The following is a 17390-nucleotide window of genomic DNA, read 5'->3' as shown; positions in this document are numbered from 1 at the left end:
CATGAAAATGGATGCGTTTTCTTTTACTACTACCAACTGGCATGAAGTCGAAAGAACCGAGCATGCCGGGGAAACCGGTATGGCTTACTGGCGGACGCAGTTCTTCGGCAACGGGCCCGATAAAATGCGCGTGCGTATGGTTGAATATTCTGCCGGTTATCTCGCCGATCACTGGTGCCACAAAGGACACATTCTTTTTTGTCTGGAGGGAGAACTGGAAACGTTGCTGGAAGACGGACGCACATTTACCTTGCACGCCGGCATGAGTTATCAGGTGGGAGATAATGCGGAGCGGCATCAATCCAGAACTACCTCTGGTGCAAAACTTTTTATTGTCGACTGAGCAACGTGCGCAGTGGTGGTGTTCTGTCGTTTTTTAAAGGAAGGCTGACATATATGTCAGCCTTCCGGGAAATGTTTTTTTATTGCAGCACAGCCACGGTTAATAGCGCTACGTAAAGTGAAATAAACCGCGTTCATAACGCCATTGCATTAACGGGTCAACCTTCAGCCTCATAATGAGGCACATCGTCGCGTTCTGTTAGCCACGGCACGGTGTGCGAACACCAGATATAGGAAGCCGGCGTCTGAGCGGGATCGTCGTCCAGCGTGGCCACACGCAGAATCACGTGGCTCTGATGAGGTCTTTCAGCCATCAGATGAGATCCGCAGACTGAACAGAAATAACGCAACTTATCCGGGGAAGAATTAAATGCCGTCAGAAATTCTTCTCCCTGGGTCCACCTGAAATCCTCACGCCGCACGCGCGCTGTGGAGGTATAAGCGGCGGCGTGCGCTTTCCTGCAGGTATGACAGCAGCAATGCGTAATGCTGCCCGCCAGGCGATCGCATTCGTAGCGCACACGTTTACAGAGACAACTTCCGTTCATTTTTTCTCCTGATTCCTGTGCCGGATTATTGCATCAGCTTCAGATGGAGGAGGGGAAACGGTTTCCCCTCACCATCAACGGAAGACCGTCCCGTCATCTGAAAGCCCAGATGCTGATAAAACCCGAGCGCGGCGGTATTTTGTTCGTTAACGTCCACTTTCTTCGCTGAAAGATGACGGATAGCGTAATGGACTAACCGTGCACCGATCCCTTTTTTGTGATGAGCGGGCGAGACGAAAAGCATCTCGATATTCTCATCCTGTACGCCGATGAATCCGACAATGTCATGGTTTTCATCGCTCACTTTTCTCAGAACAACGGCATCAAAATAATTTTCCAGAATAAGCTGTCTGAGCCGCAGGATATCCTGTTCATTCAGGAAATGATGCGTTGCCCGGACGGCAGCCTCCCAGACCTGAATCAGTAAGTGATACTCTTCCTTGCTTACTTCGCTAATTGTCACTATGTCTCCTAAACATGCCTACGCGATGGCTTAACGCAATGCCTGCGCCAATCGCTGGCCAGCCGCGCATAAAGATATTCATCGCCCCACATCCCTTTGAAAAAAATATTCTGCCGGTAGTGCGCTTCACGGCGAAAATTCAGCTTTTCCAGCAGGTTTATGGCGCGAATATTACGTGTGTCTACTACGGCTGTAAGCCGGTGTTTTGCAAACTGCGTGAAAAGCAGAGTAACGATGGCACTCATTGCTTCAAGCGCAAAACCCTGTTTCTGAAATCCGGCATCAAATGTCATGCCGAGTTCAGCTTGTCTTCCTTCATCAAAAAAATGAATTCCGATGTCCCCTATTAGCCGGTCGTCTTCCTGGTGTGCTACGGCAAGCTGAAACCAGGTGTTATCGCTGTTGAATGGCAGCGCATCCTGCTGCGCATATAATTTCTCAGCGTCCTGCCAGGTAAATTCTTCCCAGCTCTGATAACGAGCAACGTCTGGCAGATTGCGATAGCGCGACAGATGCGGCAAATCAGCCACTGTCAGCTTGCGCAACACCAGGCGTTGAGTATAAATCGGCAACGTCAGTGCCATATGTTCTCCGCTGCCTGCGTGCAGGCGAGTTAAAGTAAACCGGGAGCGGTGCGTATCGCTTCAAGCCCGACGCGCTGCCCGAAAGACAGCTCCAGCGTATTGCCATCAGGATCGGCAAAAAATACGTAATATCCCACCGGTTCGCCAGCCTCTTCGGGGGCTTTGCGTAACACGCCTTCGGCGACGGCCATCGCTGTTTTACGATCGATCTCTTCGCGTGACGCACAGGCAATGCCTAAGTGTCCAAATTTACCCAGTGGCGTATCTGACACGTCATCCGCCTGCACCAGAACCAGCGCGAAAGGACGGGTATGATCGCTCAGCCATGCCACCTTGCGGGCAGCCGGGACGTCAGGTTCACGGGTGTGTATCACCTTCATTCCTGCATAGCGGCGGTAGAAATCCATGCTCTTCTCCAGATCCCTCACCATAAACGCAACGTGGGTAAATCCAACATCGATATCCTTCATCTGCATTCTGTCTCCATTTATTGCCTCCCTGACACGACAAAAACTCAAGCCTGGTAAAGGCTAATCGCCATAAAGGGCGTGGTAGCTGATCATTTTTCCGTGTGGAGGCGTGGTGCGTGAAACGGTACTCTCTCTTAAAATTTCAATATAACTCAACAGTTTTGGAATAAAAACGACACGGCAAAGCGTGCTATATGCCTATTAATAACGTTGACGGAGAGGAAATAAAAACGATTTAATTTCTGCCTGTTTTTTAGGAAAACTAAACGATGCGAAATAGCCTGCCTTCTCTTAACGCCCTGAAGGCGTTCGAATCCGTTGCCCGGCACCTCAGCATGACCCTTGCAGGCCAGGAGTTGCACGTCACGCCCGGCGCGATCAGCCTGCACATCAGGGAACTGGAACGGCAACTGGGCCTGCCACTGTTTCAGCGAAATGGACGCAAGCTGGCGCTGACGGCATCCGGTCAGGGCTATTACTACTCGATTGCTTCAGCTTTCAGCCTGATACGTGAAGCCACTGAAACGCTGGTGCAGGAGACACAAAAAAATACCATTACGCTGGCCTGCACCACCGGATTTGCGACCCACTGGTTACTGCCGCGACTGGCTGATTTTGAACGTGCCTGTCCGGATATCGACCTGCGCATCAGTGCCACTTCCCGCATCCAGTCTTTCGCCACGGATGGTATCGACCTGGCCGTACGGCATGGCAACGGTTTCTGTGAGGGTTGCGTGAGTGAGAAGTTGATCGACGACGACTACCTTGCAGTCTGCATTCCTGCTGTGGCGCAGCAGCTGGGAGAACCGCCGGCACTTGCCGCACTCGGTCGCGTCACGTTACTGCATGATATGCACCGGGAAGACTGGCAGCGCTGGCTCGCTGAAGCCGGCGTCGGGCATATTGATTCCGGCAAAGGGCCTTTGTATAGCGATGGCAGCGGGGCGTGGCTGGCGATGCTTGCCGGCATGGGCGTAGCGCTGATGCGCAGGCGATTTGTTCAGGCAAACCTGGCATCCGGTGAAGTGGTGGCACCGTTTCCAAATACGCTGAATACCGGACACGCGTACTGGCTTATTACGCCCCACGAAGCGCTGCTGCGTTCTGCCGTGGTAAAAGTAAGAGCCTGGCTCATGCAGCAGTCCACAGAATAGAACAGCGTCCGGCATTTCTTCATATCAACAAGACAGTGTAAATTTCTGAGCAAGCCGATATAACAGGTTGAGGACATTTTACCTGCAGAGGATATCATGGCGCTTTCACACGAATTAATGCTGATTTACACCACTTATTTTGTGGCAACGGCCAGCCCTGGTCCGAGTAATATGGCGATTATGGGAACGGCGATGAATAAAGGGCGCGGTGCCGCCTTAGCGCTTGCGGGCGGGGTAATTGGCGGCTCAATGCTGTGGGCGCTGCTGGCGGCCTGCGGGGTATTAACCGTGCTGGCGACGTTTGCCCAATTGCTGCTGGTGTTGAAAATCGGCGGCGGGTTATATCTGTTGTGGCTGTCATACAAAGCCGGTAAATCTGCGTTAACCCGCACTGCTGCCGATAAAACCGTTATCAGCGATCACCGTGTTGCGTATGGCGCGTTATTTCGTCAGGGAATTTTGATGCACGTCGGTAATCCGAAAGCCATTTTAACCTGGGTCGCGATCATGTCCGTCGCGCTCAAACCGGACGCTGCAGCCTCGACCTTACCGCTGATTATTCTCGGCTGTGCGGCGATTTGCGTCGCAGTATTTTGCGGCTATGCGCTGATATTTTCCACCGCAGCAATGAACGCGTTTTACCGTCGTATCCGCCGGGGATTAGATGCGCTATTAGCCTGCTGTTTTGCCATTGCCGGACTGAAACTGGTGTTGAGTCGTCAATAAAGTAAATTTTTAACCTCAGGTTCGCCCTCCATAGCAACAGGCCGCTCAGTTAAGTAAACCACCATGAGCAGCCTGATTGTTGCGGCGCGACGCATCGCGCCCTGCTTCAGGCCGTCACTCCGGTGTGATATCCGCGCCTAGAGTCTTGATCTCAAATGTGTTTAGATACCTGAACGTTAAAGCCAGTGAATTGTTGCCATGAATCTAAAGGAAACTATCGTCCGTGAGTTCAGTGAATTATCGCCAGAACTACAGCGGGCTGCCGAATTCTCACTGCAGAATGCCAATCAACTGGTGGTGCAATCCATGCGCACCTTTGCGCAGCAGGCCGGAGTGAAACCGGCAACGCTGCTGCGCCTGGCGAAACGGCTGGGCTATAACGGCTGGAGTGAACTCAAAGACGCATTCATCGATGACATCGGCCTGCGCAATGATACCTATGTCTCGAAAGCGGAAAAGCTGGTGGCCGCCGGCACGCAACCGCAGCTGTATGATGCGATGTTTCAGGCCCATCAGACCAACCTGGCCTTTACGCAGAACGAAAACCGCCAGGCAATGGAACAGGCCGTGACCTTACTCGATGCGGCTGACAATGTTTACATCTGCGGCTTCCGCGCCAGCTTTCCGATCGCCTGGTCATTATTTTATGTGTATCGGCTGTTCAATCGTCAGGTATCACTGGTGGATGGTCTGGCGAGCAATATCGAAGTTTTCACGCGTGAACTGACTGCCGCGGATTGCCTGTTACTTACCAGCTTTGCCCCTTATTCACGCGAATCACTGGATGTACTGCGCGCAGCGCAGCAGGCGGGTGCAAAGATCATCGCCATCACCGACTCACCGGTCTCGCCGCTGGCGCAGGCCGCTGATTGCTCGCTCCGGTTTTCACTGGACAGCCCATCGTTCTTCCCGTCAGTCGTCTCTGGCATGGGCCTGGCCGAGTGCCTGCTGGCGATGCTGGTGGCCCGTCATGGACGTGATGCGGTCAGTAAAATTGAAAATGCCGAACGCTATTTAATCGATTCAGGCGCTTACGTGCATGCCGGCAAATCCTGACAGATGATTCATTTGTATCTGTCATAAGAATATTGAATGCGATTGAATCATTATTGCGTTGACGTGATTCAAATGGATCCTGCAAGATACGTTTCAACAACGAAGCGTATTCAGGAGCAGGACCAGCATGAGCCGTATCATTCACCGCAGCCTGCGCAGCGTGCCCGCCGTGGCTACGCGCGCACACGGGGCCTACATTTTTGATGCACAGGGAAAACAGTATCTTGATGCCTGCGGTGGCGCCGCCGTTTCCTGCCTGGGCCACGCCCATCCTGACGTCCTCGCAGCTATGCATCGTCAAATCGATCAACTGGCTTATGCGCATACCAGTTTCTTCACCAGCGATACCGTTGAACAGCTCGCCGAACAGTTAACGCGCACCGCACCGGGCGATCTTAACTATGCCTATTTCGTATCGGGCGGTTCTGAGGCGGTGGAAACCGCGCTGAAACTGGCCCGGCAATACTTTGTTGAGATCGGACAGCCCGCGCGTACCCGTTTCATCGCCCGCAAACAGAGCTACCACGGCAATACGCTGGGCGCGCTGGCGGTGGGTGGCAACGAATGGCGCCGGCGTCAGTTCGCACCCCTGTTAATCGACGTGATTCGCGTTTCCGCCTGCAATGAGTATCGCGATCGCCGTGCCGATGAAACCCAGCAGCAGTATACCCAGCGGCTATTGAGCGAGCTGGAGCAGGCGATTGTCGATGCGGGCCCGGAAACGATTATTGGCTTCTGCGCGGAGACGGTGGTCGGTGCGACCAGCGGTGCCACGCCGCCGACGCCGGGCTATCTGCAGGGTGTACGTCGCCTGTGCGACAAGTACGACATTTTGTTTATCGCCGATGAGGTGATGTGCGGAATGGGGCGTACCGGCACACTGCACGCGTTCGAACAGGATGGTGTGGTACCTGATTTGGTCACCATCGCCAAAGGACTGGGTGGCGGTTATCAACCCATCGGCGCGGTGCTGGCCAGTGAGAAGATCGTGTCTGCGCTGCAGGCTGGCAGCGGTCTGTTCCAGCATGGACACACTTATATTTGTCATGCGACAGCCGCTGCGGCGGCGTTAGCAGTACAGCAGGTGATTGAGCGCGACCATCTGCTGGAGGCGGTTCAGCAGCAGGGCGCTTATCTGCACAAGGCGCTTCGCGACGTGCTGGGGGAGCTACCGCACGTCGGTGATACGCGCGGCCGCGGCCTGTTTGCCGGTGTGGAGCTGGTGCGTGATAAAGCCACAAAAACCCCGTTCGATCCGGCGATGAAACTTCACGCAGCCATCAAGGCCAACTGTATGGCGCGCGGTTTGCTGGTCTATCCGATGGGCGGCACGCTGGACGGGCAATATGGCGACCATATTTTAATTGCCCCACCGTTTATCGTCACCCCGCAACAACTGGATTTTGTCGTGGATACGCTGAACACCGTGATACGTGAAGAGACCGGCAAATTATGATTAACCGATTACCGCCGCTGGCGGAGCAGGACTGGGATGAGCAGCAACGTCCGCTCGCGGAAGAGATAATCAACGGGCCACGCGGTGCGCTGCTACCTCCGTTTGAGCCGCTGCTGCGCAGCCCCGAGTTAATGGCACATGCACAGCGTATGGGGGAATATCTGCGCTATCGCAGTGCGCTGGGCCAGCGGTTATCGGAACTGGCGATTTTAATGACGGCAAGGCACTGGTCACAGCCGGTAGAGTGGGCAATCCATGCGCCGATAGCGCGCGAAAAGGGGATTTCTGCTGCAGCAGTGCAGGCCATCAATGAAAAACGTCAGCCCGCGGATTTGCAGCCTGATGAGTGGGTGATTTATCAGTTTTGCCAGCAGTTACATCAGCAACAGAAAATCAGTGATGCCACCTGGCAGCAAGCCATCGAATTATGGGGCGAGAAGGGCGTGGTGGATTTGATAGGCATTAACGGCTATTACAGTTTTCTCTCGATGATCATGAACGGCGCACAGACGCCAGTACCCTTTACGCAGGATCACTTGCTTCCTGCATAAGTTGTCGCATTACTCCGGGCGTACCTGATACGCCCATTATATTAACCACCTTCTTTGACCATGTCCGCCGGGTTATTTCGCTGGATGACAATCATTGCACGCTACATTACTGACGCTGAGGGTTATTATGTCTGCATTTCTAAATAAATTAAAGATTACACTGGCATTGGTGGCCTGTTCCGCCAGTTTTATCGCTGCGGCGCAGGATAAATTAACTGTCGGGGTTGATACGGCTTTTGTTCCTTTTGAATTTAAGCAAGGTGATAAATACGTCGGCTTTGACATTGATTTATGGGATGCCATCGCGAAGAAAATGCATGTCAGCTATGAATTACACCCAATGGACTTTGGTGGCCTGATTCCGGGGCTGCAATCACGGAATCTGGATGTCGCGATGGCAGGCATTACCATTACCGATGCGCGTAAGCAGGTGGTGGATTTCAGCAACGGTTATTATGACGCCGACTTATTAATGGCTGTCAAAAGCAATGATAACAGCATTAATAAATTCAGCGATTTAACCGGCAAGAAAGTGGGCCTGAAACAGGGCACGGCCGCAGCCAGCTTTATGAAAAGTAAATACAAGGCAAATTATGTTGAGTTTCCTAATATCGACAACGCCTATCTGGATTTGCAGGCCGGCAACCTTGATGCGGTGGTCCATGACTCGCCCAATGTGCTGTACTACGTGAAAACGGCGGGCGATGGCAAAGTCAAAGCCAGCGGTGAAAACGACACGATTCTGCCGCAGCAGTATGGCTTTGCCATGCAGAAAAACAGCAGCCTGACGCCTAAGATCAACGCCGCGCTGCAGGCCCTGCGCGCGGATGGGACTTACAGCAAAATCTACGTGAAATGGTTTGCTAAGCAGCCGAAATAATCCTGCCAGGCCGGAGCCCTCCGGCCTTGTTTAGCGTTTACAGGTTAAATTATGAATTTTGACAGTAAATATATTTGGGAATCTCTGCCGCTACTGCTGCAGGGGCTGCAGCTGACCTTGATTATTTCGCTGTCAGGTCTGCTGGGCGGTTTTATTATTGGCTTACTGGCGGGAACCTGCCGTGCTCTGGGCGGAAAAATCGCCAAAACGCTGTCACTTATTTTTGTCGAGCTTATTCGCGGTACGCCCATCATGGTGCAGGTAATGTTTATCTATTTTGCACTGCCGATGGTGTTGCCGATAAGAATTGATCCCGTCACCGCCGCGATCGTGACCATTGTGATTAACTCCGGTGCCTACATTGCTGAAATTACCCGGGGCGCGATCCTCTCAATTAATAAAGGCTTTAAAGAAGCGAGTCTGGCGATGGGCTTATCGCAGCGCAGTACGCTGTGGTATGTCATTATGCCTTTAGCGTTACGGCGAATGATTCCGGCTTTAGGTAACCAGTGGATTATCAGTATTAAAGATACCTCACTGTTTATTGTGATTGGCGTGGCAGAACTGACGCGTCAGGGGCAGGAGATCATTGCGGGTAATTTCCGTGCGCTGGAAGTGTGGACGGCGGTGGCCATGATTTATCTGCTGGTGACGTTATGCCTGAGCTTATTACTGAAGCAGCTGGAAAAAAGGATCCATATTTTATGAGCATGGTTGAATTTAACGCAGTGTCGAAAAATTTCGGTGCCACGCAGGTCCTGCACAATATCAATTTAAAAATTGAGTCCGGCGAGGTGGTGGTGATTATCGGCCCTTCAGGTTCAGGAAAATCAACGCTGCTACGCTGCATCAACAAACTGGAAGAGATCTCATCCGGGACGCTGCTGGTCGCCGGAATGCATATCACCGATCCGCATGCGAATGAATGTGATATCCGCCGCGAAGCCGGCATGGTGTTTCAGCAGTTCCACCTGTTCCCGCATCTGACTGCACTGGAGAACGTGATGTTCGGCCCGATTCGCGTGCGTCATCAAACGAAAGCCGCGGCGCGCGAGCAGGCGCTGGCGCTGCTGGAGCGCGTTGGCTTGCGCGATCGCGCCAGCCATTATCCGTCTGAACTTTCAGGGGGCCAGCAGCAGCGCGTGGCGATTGCCCGGGCACTGGCCGTCAGGCCGAAAATGATGCTGTTCGATGAGCCGACCTCCGCGCTGGATCCGGAGTTACGTCATGAAGTGCTGAAAGTGATGCGCTCGCTGGCTGAAGAGGGCATGACCATGGTGATTGTGACGCATGAGATTGGCTTTGCCCGCGATGTGGCTTCGCGGCTGATCTTTATTGATGGCGGTACCATTGTCGAAGATGGGCCACCTGATATGCTGCTGACTGCCAGCCGTAATCCGCGTCTGAAAGAATTTTTGCAACATGTATCCTGAAATGAAGTGAAATAACGCTATGAAAAAACTCGACTTCCGTGGTTCGGCTTTTGTTATTGGTCAGCAACTCGGTGACTTTGGCCGTGATGCCTGGCATAACAAACTCAGACATACCCGTCTCTGGCAAACGGTCACCGCCATGAAAGATACGCAGCAAATCCGCAGTATGCGCGCGCGGGTTCAGCGCCAGTTCCCGCTGATCTGGCAGGAGCTGGAAGGACTGGCTGAAGGATTACAGGCACCGATTGACGAGGTGTTTGCGTGGAACTGCCGGGGCGATCTGGTGCGTTCAACTTCGGATGGTTGCACCACGGTGGCGGGGAAAAGTGCCAGCGGGGAGTTGATCATTGCGCACAACGAAGATGGTTTTCCCCAGCTGCGTGACGACTGTGCGCTGGTCACCGTGACCCCCGATGACGGGCTCGCGTTCACCAGCTTCGCCTATCCGGCATCACTTTGCGGTCACACTTTTGCCGTTAATGAGAAGGGCATCGTTAATACCGTCAATAACATTCGCGCACAGCATCGTCCGGATGGCGTGCCGCGCCAGATCATTGCCCGCGCGTCGCTGAACGCGACCACGCTGGATGAAGCGATCGCCATACTTAGCGCCACGCCGCGCGCCGGCGCGTTTCACCACACGCTGGGGCAGCAGGGCGATAGCCGCCTGATCAGTATTGAAGCGACAGGCTCAGGCTGTTCAGTGATCGCACTGACTGCGCCTTTCGGGCACGCTAACCATCTTATTCACCCGCAGCTTGCCGCCGTCGAACAGGTGGTCACCGCCAGTTCCGGCTCGCGCCAGCAGCGTCTGGATACATGGCTGACGACGCAAACGGCGGTAGATGGCGCGGCGGCTAAGGCGATTTTATCGGATCAGCAGGATGCAGCATTGCCGATTTACCGGCTGTCGCCGCAGGATCCGGATGAGGAAAATACCCTCGCCACGGCTGTTTTTACCCTGAGTGACGACGCGGTGACGTGGCAGATCTTCACGCGCGACCGCCAGCGCGCCGCTTTGCAATCTGCTGGTCGTCAATGAGGTGGTATTTTTAATCTCCACCGCCCATCACTGAAGCCGTACAGTGATTGCTGGCAGCGCGCTAACCCGCGCTGCCAGCAATATTGACTATGTTACTCGTGGAAACGCGCTTCTTCGGACATCAGACATCCGTCGCTGAAACTCCAGTCATCGACGGTGTTAAACTGAATAATCACCATCACATCCTGCGGATCGATATCCAGCGATTGCGAGAGTTGCTGACACAATCTGCGACACAGCTTGTGCTTCTGTTCGCGGCTGCGCGGCTTGCCCGCAGTAATCATGAACTGAACAAAATTCTCTGAACGCCCGCGACTTTTATAGTGGCGATCAAACACCCTTAGCCGCGCCGGCAGTTCTTCAAATACCTGAAAGCGGTCGCCGGGTGGAACGGCAAATTCGTCCTCCAGACTCTGTTGCAGGATGTCGGAAATCTGCGTTAATTGCGCGTCGCTATAACCCTGACGCAGTATGATGCGGGTAAAAGGCATGAGGGTTACGCCTCTTCCAGACAGCTTAGCGCTGACACCGCCGCCGGCCAGCCGGCATAAAAGGCCAGATGGGTGAACACTTCGACGATCTCTTCTCGTGCCAGGCCATTTTGTTGCGCGAATTCGATATGCCACGGTAGCTGTTGCACTCGCCCCAGCGCCGTCAGTGCGGCCAGCGTAATCAGGCTGCGTTCGCGCGGCGTAAGCGCGTCACGTTGCCAGATGTCATCGAAAAGAACCTGCTGACTGAGTTCGGCCAGCTTTGGCGCGATGCGCGCCAGCGTTTTACTATCAAGTGTTTTTGCCATGATGTTTCTCCGTATTGACTCAGCCGCGATTGTGGCGAAACATAACCATCCTGAAAATCAAATAAAAAACCGTCATTCATCCCATAAATCAGGACGATTATGCAAAAGTTAGCTCAGACGCTGGATCTGGATGCGCTACGCAGTTTTGTCACCGGCATGGAGTGTGGCAGTTTTGCGCAGGCCGCCGTGCGGCTCTGTCGATCCACTTCGGCGGTCAGCGCCCAGCTTAAAAAGCTGGAGCAGCAATGTGGCAGCAAGCTGGTGGTGAAAAGCGGGCGTCATCTGGCGTTAACACGCGAGGGGGAAGTGATGATGGGTTATGCCCGTCGTCTGCTGGCATTGAACGACGAAGCACTGTGCACCTTCAGCGGTGCAGGGCTGCAGGGGGAAGTGCGCCTGGGCATGCAGGAAGATTTTGGTGACACTCTGATGCCCGGTATTCTGGGCGAATTTACACGTCACCATCCCGGGCTGCAGATCATCGCCCGCGTGGCGCGTAATCAGGAGCTGCTTGCAGCGCTGGACAGCGATGCTCTTGATATGGCGCTGCTGTGGCAGGCACAACCGCTGCAGCGTAAAGGCGTGTTGATCGGCCAGTTCCCGCTGGAGTGGATCGCCCACCCCGACTGCGACGTCAGCGCGATGATAAGCCAGGGCGAACCGCTGCCGCTGGTGATGTTTGATAATCCCTGCCTGATGCGCTCGCGCGCCATCGACAGTCTGGACCGGGCGGGCATTGCATGGCGAATCGTGTTTGTCAGCCATAGCCTGAGCGGCATCTGGGCGGCGGTGCGGGCCGGTCTGGGGATCACCGTGCGCACGCGGGTCGGCATGCCCGCTAACCTGGTGAGCGCCGGCAATGTTTTGCCGCCACTGGGCGCGCTGGGCGTTACGCTGGAACAAAAAAGTGGCAGCCAGACTGAACCGAACGCGCAAAACCTGCTGGCCAGACTGATGGAAAATGCGCTGCGCAGCATAGAGCCGTTGCCGGGTCTGAGGCCTGCCTGAATTGCTGCGCTAATCGCTGCGACAGTTACTTCGCAATCAGCAGCGCATCGGCGATATCCAGCATGGCGCGCAGGCGATCCATGTGCCGCAGATCCTGATGATAGCCTACCCAGATATCGCGTGAAGGCGGCGGCTGTGGGGTAGGAATCCGCTGCAGTCCGGCGGTGGCATCGCCCAGCGGCTGGGGTAACACCGCCACGCCCATGCCGCGCCGGCACATCTGCGCCTGCACCGCCCGGCTGGTGCTGGTAAAAGCCCGTCGTGACTGCGGAAATTGATCGAGCAGCCAGACGACGTCCGGAAAATGCGCTTGCGCGGTATTCATCAGGATCAGCCCCACTGAGGCGGGATCGTGTTGCAATGCGCGGGCATTTTCAGGCGTGCCGTATAACGCATAGGGCATGCTCATCAGGCGCCGCTGGACGATATCCGGCTCGGTAAAAGGCACAATGCGAAAAGCCACGTCGGCGTCGCGTCGCGACAGATTGAGCAAACGGTAGCTGGCGATGATTTCCGGCACGATAGCGGGATGGCGCTGTGTCAGCTCGCTCAGTACCGGCGCCAGCACGGCGGTGGCAAACCACTCGGCACAGGAGATGCGTAAAATACCTTCCAGTCGCGGGTGATTGCCCGCAAGCCGTCTCTCCATCGCCAGCGCAGCATTTTCCATGCTTTCCGCCAGGCCCAGCACGGCGTCACCGGCATCAGTTAACACCAGGCCATCCGGCGTGCGGCGAAACAGCGCCTGATGGGCCTGCGCTTCCAGCACCTTAATGCGACGACCCACGGTCGGATGGCTGACGCCGAGCCGGCGCGCGGCCTCGCCATAGGATCCGCTGCGCATCACCGCCAGAAAGATCCGTACATCGCTCCATTCCATTGCGCTTGCTCCCGTTCAAAAATGAACGTCGAATATACAAAAATGGCAGTTCTCAAACAACTTTGTAGCTATCACCATAACGGCATCATCCAGACTGAACTGATTGAGGATTGCAGAACATGAAGAAGCTTCAGGACAAAGTCGCCCTCGTAACCGGCGCATCTAAAGGCATTGGCGCGGCAATTGCCCGCCAGCTGGCCGCCGACGGCGCAGAGATCGTCGTCAACTATGCCGCGGATAAAAACGGGGCGGATAAGGTGGTCGCCGCTATTGAGGCCGCCGGTGGCACGGCGGTGGCGCTGGCAGCGGATGTCACCGATCAGCCGCAGGTTGAGGCACTCATTCAATCTACCCTCGCGCAGTTTGGCCGGCTGGACATCGTGGTGAACAATGCCGGTGTGTATCAGTTTGCGAAGATTGAAGAGAGCAGCGAAGCGCTGTATCGCAAGCAGTTTGACATCAATGTGCTCGGCCCGCTGCTGGTGACAGGCGCCGCGGTGCCACATCTGGGCAAGGGCAGCAGCATTATCAATATCAGCTCATTTGTGACGCGGGTATTTCTGGCGGGGAGCGCTATCTACAGCGGCAGCAAAGGCGCGATTGATGCCATTACCGGCGTGCTGGCGCGCGAACTCGGTCCGCGCGGCATCCGCGTCAACGCGGTCAATCCGGGGTTAATCGAAACCGAAGGCACGCACAGCACCGGCGCGATGGGATCGGAGTTTCAGCGCTGGAACGAAAGCCAGACGCCGCTTGGCCGTATTGGCCAGGTGCAGGATATTGCGCCGATTGTGGCTTATCTCGCTTCTGACGATGCCGGATGGGTGACGGGCGAGGTGATGATGGCGTCAGGCGGCATGCGTTAACGGGAGAAAAGGATGCATCAGATGATGGTGGTGTGCGTCGGCGATGAAACCCATCGCTTTGACCGCGACTATTATACCCACACGCACCTGCCGCTGGCGCTGGCGTGCTGGCAGGATTATGGACTCATTTCGGCGGAAGCGTTCTATCCCGCTTCAGACCGCAGCGGCTGGCTCTCCATCGGTGTTTACACGTTTGCCTGTCAGCAGGATGTAAACCGGGCGCTGGAGTCCGAACAAACCAAAAGGGTGATGGCAGATGTGGTGCATTTTACCGACGCCACCACGGTGATTCGCAGCCATTTTATTCCCTTCTGAACGGCAGCGACGCCGCCGCGCGCTTATACCCTCCATTCACCGGTTTGATAGCCTGCTTAATGAACGCATTGTGCATTAAGCAGGCATCCCGGCAGCAAAAACGGGACGCGCTGGTGCCAAATCAGGACAAACCAATCCCTGAATCTGGTACGTGGCGCTGCCTTTTGCTATTTCATGTGTGAGCTATCACCGCAGCAGCACACAGGATGCAAACATGAATTTTTACAGCAGCAGAGAATTTACGGGTTCCAAAGCCTGGGAGTCTCAGCATATTGCCAACTTCGATAACACCAGCGTTAAACTGCACTGGACCGATCAACCCTATAAATGGCATATCAATGACGGACAAGAGGTGTTTGCCGTTATGGATGGTTGCGTTGACATGTTCTACAAAGAAAACGGTGAAGTGAGAACCCAACGATTAACCGCCGGTGATATTTTTTATGCCAGCGAAGGCACTGAACACGTCGCACATCCACAGGGCGTAGCCCGGGTGCTGGTGATTGAACAAGCGGGATCGGTTTGATGCGACGCCTCAACCCCGGTTATTTCACGCTCGACGAAGCCTGATCAGCGCGATTACCGGCTATGACGCGCCGGCGATGGCAGTCGGCGGGATCGAGCCGTTCTCCCCGGGCAGAATACACGGCCAGTTCAGGTAACGGTTCGCCGTTGGCGTTATCCAGCAATACCGAGTGAGTCTCGCCTTTTTCAAACAGATAACGCTCTCCCCACTGGCGCATCGCCACGACGATTGGGAAGACGGCTCGTCCCCGTTCGGTCAGCAAATATTCCTTGTAGGCGCTGCCATCTGACGCCGGACAACTCTCAAGCACGCCGACTTCGACCAGCAGTTTCAGCCGTGACGCCAGGATATTTTTTGCCAGCCCAAGGTTTTTCTGGAAATCACTGAAGCGGCGCACATCATCAAACGCTTCACGGATGATCATCAGACACCAGCGTTCGCCAATCACCTCCACGGTCCGGGCGACCGGGCATTCGCTGGTTCTGAGCGCTTCCTGTTTGGCCATCTTCTCTCTCACTCTGCTGATTTACTGACGGCAGCTTAGCCTTCAGCAAAACAAGTTGCAAAAAAAAACCACCGCTGCTACTTATAGAATAAATCGGTTTCAAAAAAAAACCACATAGGAATGCAACATGACTTGCACCAGTGACACCCCTGCAACCTCTGAGGTGCCTCTTTCGCCGGCGACGTCCTCAGTGCTGTCGCCTCACATCATTTTTCTGTTCTCACTGACCTGCGCGCTGGCTGTCGGCAATGTCTATTCTGCCCAGCCATTGCTGGAATCCATCTCCGCAACGCTGCAGGTTTCGCCCGGCACCATCGGCCTGGCTATCACGGCAACACAGGCGGGTTATGCCATGGGATTGTTCTTACTGGTGCCGCTCGGCGATCGCTTTGATCGCAAAAAGCTGGTGGTCACGCACCTGCTGTTTTCGGTGCTGGCACTGATCGCGGCGGCGTTAGCAAAGAGTTTTCTGGCGCTGCTGGTGGCGATGCTGCTGGTGGGGCTGATGGCGGTGGTGACGCAAACCGTGGTGGCGTGGGCCGCTATCCTGTCGGCACCGGCTCAGCGTGGCAAGGTGGTAGGCAGCGTCACCAGTGGCATCGTCATGGGCATACTGCTGGCGCGGCTGGTCTCTGGCATCATCGCCGATATCGCCGGCTGGCGGGCGGTGTATATGACCTCAGCCGCGCTGATGCTGCTGATTACCGTGCTGCTGATGAAAGTGATACCTGCTGCCGGTCCGCAGAACATAGCCACTTCCGTGGCCGGGCTGCTGGGGTCTGTCCCGCGTCTTTTTGTCACCGAGCCCTTGTTGCGTCAGCGTGGCGCGCTGGCTCTGCTGATTTTTGCCGCATTCAGCATGTTGTGGAGTTCCATGGTTTTACCGCTCACGGCCATGTCGCTTTCCCATACGCAAACAGGGCTGTTTGGTCTGGCTGGGATAGCCGGAGCGCTGGCGGCTTCCAGAAGTGGCGCCTGGGCTGACAGGGGAATCGGCCAGCGCGCCAGCGGATGCGCACTGGTTTTATTAACGTTCTCGTGGCTCCCCATCGCCTTCGCGCAGACTTCTTTATTATTGCTGGTTATTGGCGTGATCATGCTGGATTTCGCCGTGCAGACGGTGCATGTCATCAACCAGAGCATGCTGATTGCCGGCAAACCCGCTATCACCAGCCGGCTTATCGGTGCCTATATGTGTTTTTATGCGGCAGGCAGCGCGCTGGGCGCTATTACTGCCACTCAACTCTATGCGCACTGGGGATGGTATGCCGTGTGCGGCGGCGGGGCACTGGTCAGTGCCTGCGCACTTATTCTCTGGTATGGAACACGTCAATCATGAAATTATCACACCTGCTGCTGGCCATCGGTATTACCGCCATCTGGGGCATTAATTTTTCGGTGATTAAATTAGGGCTGCACGCCATCGATCCGTTTATTCTGGCAGGGCTGCGTTTTACGCTGTGTGCCATCCCGGCGCTCTTCTTTATTAAAAAACCTGACGTCCCGTGGCGCTACCTTATTGGTTACGGCTTGGTATTCGGCATTGGCTTGTGGGGCCTGGTGAATCTGGGGATAAAAACCGGGCTGTCGGCGGGGATCGCCTCGCTGGTGCTGCAGTTCAGTGCCTTTTTCACTCTGCTGCTCGGCAGTTATGTGTTCAAAGAACAGCTCAGCCGCTATCAGATCGCTGGCTTTGTGCTGGCGTGCAGCGGATTGATGAGCATTGTGTTTATTACCGACGGCTCGGTGACGTTTGCCGGGTTGCTGCTGGTGCTGGCAGGCGCCA

24 protein-coding genes are annotated in these 17390 nt (G+C 55.1%); 16 read left to right on the top strand and 8 right to left on the bottom strand.

Features of this window, described 5'->3' with window-relative positions; translation table 11 throughout:
• Position 1: 1 nt before the first annotated feature.
• Positions 2 to 343 carry a DHCW motif cupin fold protein gene (locus FT726_RS17945; protein WP_141495799.1) on the top strand — a complete coding sequence of 114 codons (342 nt, stop codon included), beginning with the start codon at positions 2 to 4 and terminating at the stop codon, positions 341 to 343.
• Between the two features lie 157 nt (positions 344 to 500).
• Here FT726_RS17945 and FT726_RS17940 read toward each other — a convergent pair whose 3' ends face one another.
• The 4 genes from FT726_RS17940 to FT726_RS17925 are packed head-to-tail and all read right to left on the bottom strand — an operon-like array spanning position 501 to position 2407.
• Positions 501 to 890, bottom strand: a complete 390-nt coding sequence (locus FT726_RS17940; RefSeq protein ID WP_346303168.1) for a GFA family protein — start codon at positions 888 to 890, stop codon at positions 501 to 503.
• A gap of 25 nt (positions 891 to 915) precedes the next feature.
• The gene (locus tag FT726_RS17935; RefSeq protein WP_325924488.1) at positions 916 to 1353 is read right to left on the bottom strand and encodes an acetyltransferase; all 438 of its coding nucleotides are present in this window, start codon (positions 1351 to 1353) and stop codon (positions 916 to 918) included.
• An 8-nt stretch (positions 1354 to 1361) separates the two neighbouring features.
• Positions 1362 to 1931: a GNAT family N-acetyltransferase gene (locus FT726_RS17930; protein WP_211727212.1), complete on the bottom strand. Its 570-nt coding sequence runs from the start codon at positions 1929 to 1931 to the stop codon at positions 1362 to 1364.
• A gap of 35 nt (positions 1932 to 1966) precedes the next feature.
• Entirely contained in the window at positions 1967 to 2407 is a 441-nt protein-coding gene (locus FT726_RS17925) for a VOC family protein (RefSeq protein WP_031279954.1), read from the bottom strand.
• A gap of 269 nt (positions 2408 to 2676) precedes the next feature.
• Between FT726_RS17925 and gcvA the strand changes: the two genes are divergently transcribed.
• The 9 genes from gcvA to FT726_RS17880 all read left to right on the top strand — a co-directional run bounded on the left by gcvA (position 2677) and on the right by FT726_RS17880 (position 10705).
• Complete coding sequence (gcvA, locus tag FT726_RS17920; protein ID WP_058770406.1) at positions 2677 to 3561, top strand: transcriptional regulator GcvA; 885 nt, start codon at positions 2677 to 2679, stop codon at positions 3559 to 3561.
• A 96-nt stretch (positions 3562 to 3657) separates the two neighbouring features.
• Positions 3658 to 4287 (top strand): LysE family translocator, encoded by a 630-nt coding sequence (locus FT726_RS17915; protein WP_058776142.1) that lies wholly within the window; start codon positions 3658 to 3660, stop codon positions 4285 to 4287.
• Positions 4288 to 4485: 198 nt separating this feature from the next.
• A complete protein-coding gene (locus FT726_RS17910) occupies positions 4486 to 5343 on the top strand; it encodes a MurR/RpiR family transcriptional regulator (protein ID WP_104093462.1) in 858 nt (285 codons plus the stop codon).
• Between the two features lie 127 nt (positions 5344 to 5470).
• On the top strand, positions 5471 to 6799 hold the full coding sequence (locus FT726_RS17905) for an aspartate aminotransferase family protein (RefSeq protein WP_215801005.1): 1329 nt from the start codon (positions 5471 to 5473) through the stop codon (positions 6797 to 6799).
• On the top strand, positions 6796 to 7350 hold the full coding sequence (locus tag FT726_RS17900; RefSeq protein ID WP_176428143.1) for a carboxymuconolactone decarboxylase family protein: 555 nt from the start codon (positions 6796 to 6798) through the stop codon (positions 7348 to 7350). Before FT726_RS17905 ends, FT726_RS17900 begins: the two co-directional genes overlap by 4 nt.
• A 127-nt stretch (positions 7351 to 7477) precedes the next feature.
• Positions 7478 to 8230 carry a glutamine ABC transporter substrate-binding protein GlnH gene (gene glnH, locus FT726_RS17895; protein WP_127835038.1) on the top strand — a complete coding sequence of 251 codons (753 nt, stop codon included), beginning with the start codon at positions 7478 to 7480 and terminating at the stop codon, positions 8228 to 8230.
• Between the two features lie 51 nt (positions 8231 to 8281).
• Complete coding sequence (gene glnP / locus FT726_RS17890) at positions 8282 to 8938, top strand: glutamine ABC transporter permease GlnP (protein ID WP_346303167.1); 657 nt, start codon at positions 8282 to 8284, stop codon at positions 8936 to 8938.
• A 2-nt stretch (positions 8939 to 8940) separates the two neighbouring features.
• The gene (gene glnQ, locus FT726_RS17885; RefSeq protein WP_104093632.1) at positions 8941 to 9663 is read left to right on the top strand and encodes a glutamine ABC transporter ATP-binding protein GlnQ; all 723 of its coding nucleotides are present in this window, start codon (positions 8941 to 8943) and stop codon (positions 9661 to 9663) included.
• 19 nt (positions 9664 to 9682) lie between these two features.
• Positions 9683 to 10705, top strand: a complete 1023-nt coding sequence (locus tag FT726_RS17880; protein WP_346303166.1) for a C45 family peptidase — start codon at positions 9683 to 9685, stop codon at positions 10703 to 10705.
• A 92-nt stretch (positions 10706 to 10797) separates the two neighbouring features.
• Here FT726_RS17880 and FT726_RS17875 read toward each other — a convergent pair whose 3' ends face one another.
• Together FT726_RS17875 and FT726_RS17870 are read right to left on the bottom strand one after the other, a co-directional pair.
• Positions 10798 to 11196: a tautomerase family protein gene (locus FT726_RS17875; RefSeq protein ID WP_021508831.1), complete on the bottom strand. Its 399-nt coding sequence runs from the start codon at positions 11194 to 11196 to the stop codon at positions 10798 to 10800.
• A gap of 5 nt (positions 11197 to 11201) precedes the next feature.
• Positions 11202 to 11504: a carboxymuconolactone decarboxylase family protein gene (locus FT726_RS17870; RefSeq protein WP_021508832.1), complete on the bottom strand. Its 303-nt coding sequence runs from the start codon at positions 11502 to 11504 to the stop codon at positions 11202 to 11204.
• An 87-nt stretch (positions 11505 to 11591) separates the two neighbouring features.
• Between FT726_RS17870 and FT726_RS17865 the strand changes: the two genes are divergently transcribed.
• Positions 11592 to 12512: a LysR substrate-binding domain-containing protein gene (locus tag FT726_RS17865; protein WP_371221481.1), complete on the top strand. Its 921-nt coding sequence runs from the start codon at positions 11592 to 11594 to the stop codon at positions 12510 to 12512.
• Between the two features lie 25 nt (positions 12513 to 12537).
• Here FT726_RS17865 and FT726_RS17860 read toward each other — a convergent pair whose 3' ends face one another.
• Positions 12538 to 13392 carry a LysR family transcriptional regulator gene (locus FT726_RS17860; protein WP_058758955.1) on the bottom strand — a complete coding sequence of 285 codons (855 nt, stop codon included), beginning with the start codon at positions 13390 to 13392 and terminating at the stop codon, positions 12538 to 12540.
• A gap of 119 nt (positions 13393 to 13511) precedes the next feature.
• Between FT726_RS17860 and FT726_RS17855 the strand changes: the two genes are divergently transcribed.
• From FT726_RS17855 to FT726_RS17845, 3 genes are all read left to right on the top strand, one after another.
• Positions 13512 to 14258, top strand: coding sequence for a glucose 1-dehydrogenase (locus FT726_RS17855; protein WP_282995617.1), 747 nt, complete (start codon positions 13512 to 13514; stop codon positions 14256 to 14258).
• A 12-nt stretch (positions 14259 to 14270) separates the two neighbouring features.
• Positions 14271 to 14573 carry an EthD family reductase gene (locus tag FT726_RS17850; RefSeq protein WP_021508836.1) on the top strand — a complete coding sequence of 101 codons (303 nt, stop codon included), beginning with the start codon at positions 14271 to 14273 and terminating at the stop codon, positions 14571 to 14573.
• Positions 14574 to 14787: 214 nt separating this feature from the next.
• On the top strand, positions 14788 to 15099 hold the full coding sequence (locus FT726_RS17845) for a cupin (RefSeq protein ID WP_346303165.1): 312 nt from the start codon (positions 14788 to 14790) through the stop codon (positions 15097 to 15099).
• A 19-nt stretch (positions 15100 to 15118) separates the two neighbouring features.
• On the opposite strand, the gene FT726_RS17840 is transcribed toward FT726_RS17845, so the two are convergent.
• Positions 15119 to 15604 carry a helix-turn-helix domain-containing protein gene (locus FT726_RS17840; protein ID WP_058770394.1) on the bottom strand — a complete coding sequence of 162 codons (486 nt, stop codon included), beginning with the start codon at positions 15602 to 15604 and terminating at the stop codon, positions 15119 to 15121.
• Between the two features lie 127 nt (positions 15605 to 15731).
• Here FT726_RS17840 and FT726_RS17835 point away from each other — a divergent pair, with 127 nt between their 5' ends.
• Both FT726_RS17835 and FT726_RS17830 read left to right on the top strand, forming a co-directional pair.
• On the top strand, positions 15732 to 16943 hold the full coding sequence (locus FT726_RS17835) for an MFS transporter (RefSeq protein ID WP_346303164.1): 1212 nt from the start codon (positions 15732 to 15734) through the stop codon (positions 16941 to 16943).
• Positions 16940 to 17390: EamA family transporter (locus FT726_RS17830; protein ID WP_346303163.1), on the top strand; the 451-nt coding region annotated here is incomplete at its 3' end. The genes FT726_RS17835 and FT726_RS17830, both read left to right, overlap by 4 nt.

The organism is Pantoea sp. Morm, from assembly GCF_016643525.1.
Taxonomy (GTDB): Bacteria; Pseudomonadota; Gammaproteobacteria; order Enterobacterales; family Enterobacteriaceae; genus Pantoea; species Pantoea dispersa.
This window is presented reverse-complemented; position numbering and strand designations above follow the sequence as displayed.

Excerpts from the sequence above, each read along its gene's own strand:
- FT726_RS17945 (WP_141495799.1), top strand. The coding sequence starts at position 2 with ATGAAAATGGATGCGTTTTCTTTTACTACTACCAACTGGCATGAAGTC.
- FT726_RS17940 (WP_346303168.1), bottom strand. The coding sequence starts at position 890 with ATGAACGGAAGTTGTCTCTGTAAACGTGTGCGCTACGAATGCGATCGC.
- FT726_RS17925 (WP_031279954.1), bottom strand. The coding sequence starts at position 2,407 with ATGAAGGATATCGATGTTGGATTTACCCACGTTGCGTTTATGGTGAGG.
- gcvA (WP_058770406.1), top strand. The coding sequence starts at position 2,677 with ATGCGAAATAGCCTGCCTTCTCTTAACGCCCTGAAGGCGTTCGAATCC.
- FT726_RS17915 (WP_058776142.1), top strand. The coding sequence starts at position 3,658 with ATGGCGCTTTCACACGAATTAATGCTGATTTACACCACTTATTTTGTG.
- FT726_RS17910 (WP_104093462.1), top strand. The coding sequence starts at position 4,486 with ATGAATCTAAAGGAAACTATCGTCCGTGAGTTCAGTGAATTATCGCCA.
- FT726_RS17905 (WP_215801005.1), top strand. The coding sequence starts at position 5,471 with ATGAGCCGTATCATTCACCGCAGCCTGCGCAGCGTGCCCGCCGTGGCT.
- FT726_RS17900 (WP_176428143.1), top strand. The coding sequence starts at position 6,796 with ATGATTAACCGATTACCGCCGCTGGCGGAGCAGGACTGGGATGAGCAG.
- glnH (WP_127835038.1), top strand. The coding sequence starts at position 7,478 with ATGTCTGCATTTCTAAATAAATTAAAGATTACACTGGCATTGGTGGCC.
- glnP (WP_346303167.1), top strand. The coding sequence starts at position 8,282 with ATGAATTTTGACAGTAAATATATTTGGGAATCTCTGCCGCTACTGCTG.
- glnQ (WP_104093632.1), top strand. The coding sequence starts at position 8,941 with ATGGTTGAATTTAACGCAGTGTCGAAAAATTTCGGTGCCACGCAGGTC.
- FT726_RS17880 (WP_346303166.1), top strand. The coding sequence starts at position 9,683 with ATGAAAAAACTCGACTTCCGTGGTTCGGCTTTTGTTATTGGTCAGCAA.
- FT726_RS17875 (WP_021508831.1), bottom strand. The coding sequence starts at position 11,196 with ATGCCTTTTACCCGCATCATACTGCGTCAGGGTTATAGCGACGCGCAA.
- FT726_RS17870 (WP_021508832.1), bottom strand. The coding sequence starts at position 11,504 with ATGGCAAAAACACTTGATAGTAAAACGCTGGCGCGCATCGCGCCAAAG.
- FT726_RS17860 (WP_058758955.1), bottom strand. The coding sequence starts at position 13,392 with ATGGAATGGAGCGATGTACGGATCTTTCTGGCGGTGATGCGCAGCGGA.
- FT726_RS17855 (WP_282995617.1), top strand. The coding sequence starts at position 13,512 with ATGAAGAAGCTTCAGGACAAAGTCGCCCTCGTAACCGGCGCATCTAAA.
- FT726_RS17850 (WP_021508836.1), top strand. The coding sequence starts at position 14,271 with ATGCATCAGATGATGGTGGTGTGCGTCGGCGATGAAACCCATCGCTTT.
- FT726_RS17845 (WP_346303165.1), top strand. The coding sequence starts at position 14,788 with ATGAATTTTTACAGCAGCAGAGAATTTACGGGTTCCAAAGCCTGGGAG.
- FT726_RS17840 (WP_058770394.1), bottom strand. The coding sequence starts at position 15,604 with ATGGCCAAACAGGAAGCGCTCAGAACCAGCGAATGCCCGGTCGCCCGG.
- FT726_RS17835 (WP_346303164.1), top strand. The coding sequence starts at position 15,732 with ATGACTTGCACCAGTGACACCCCTGCAACCTCTGAGGTGCCTCTTTCG.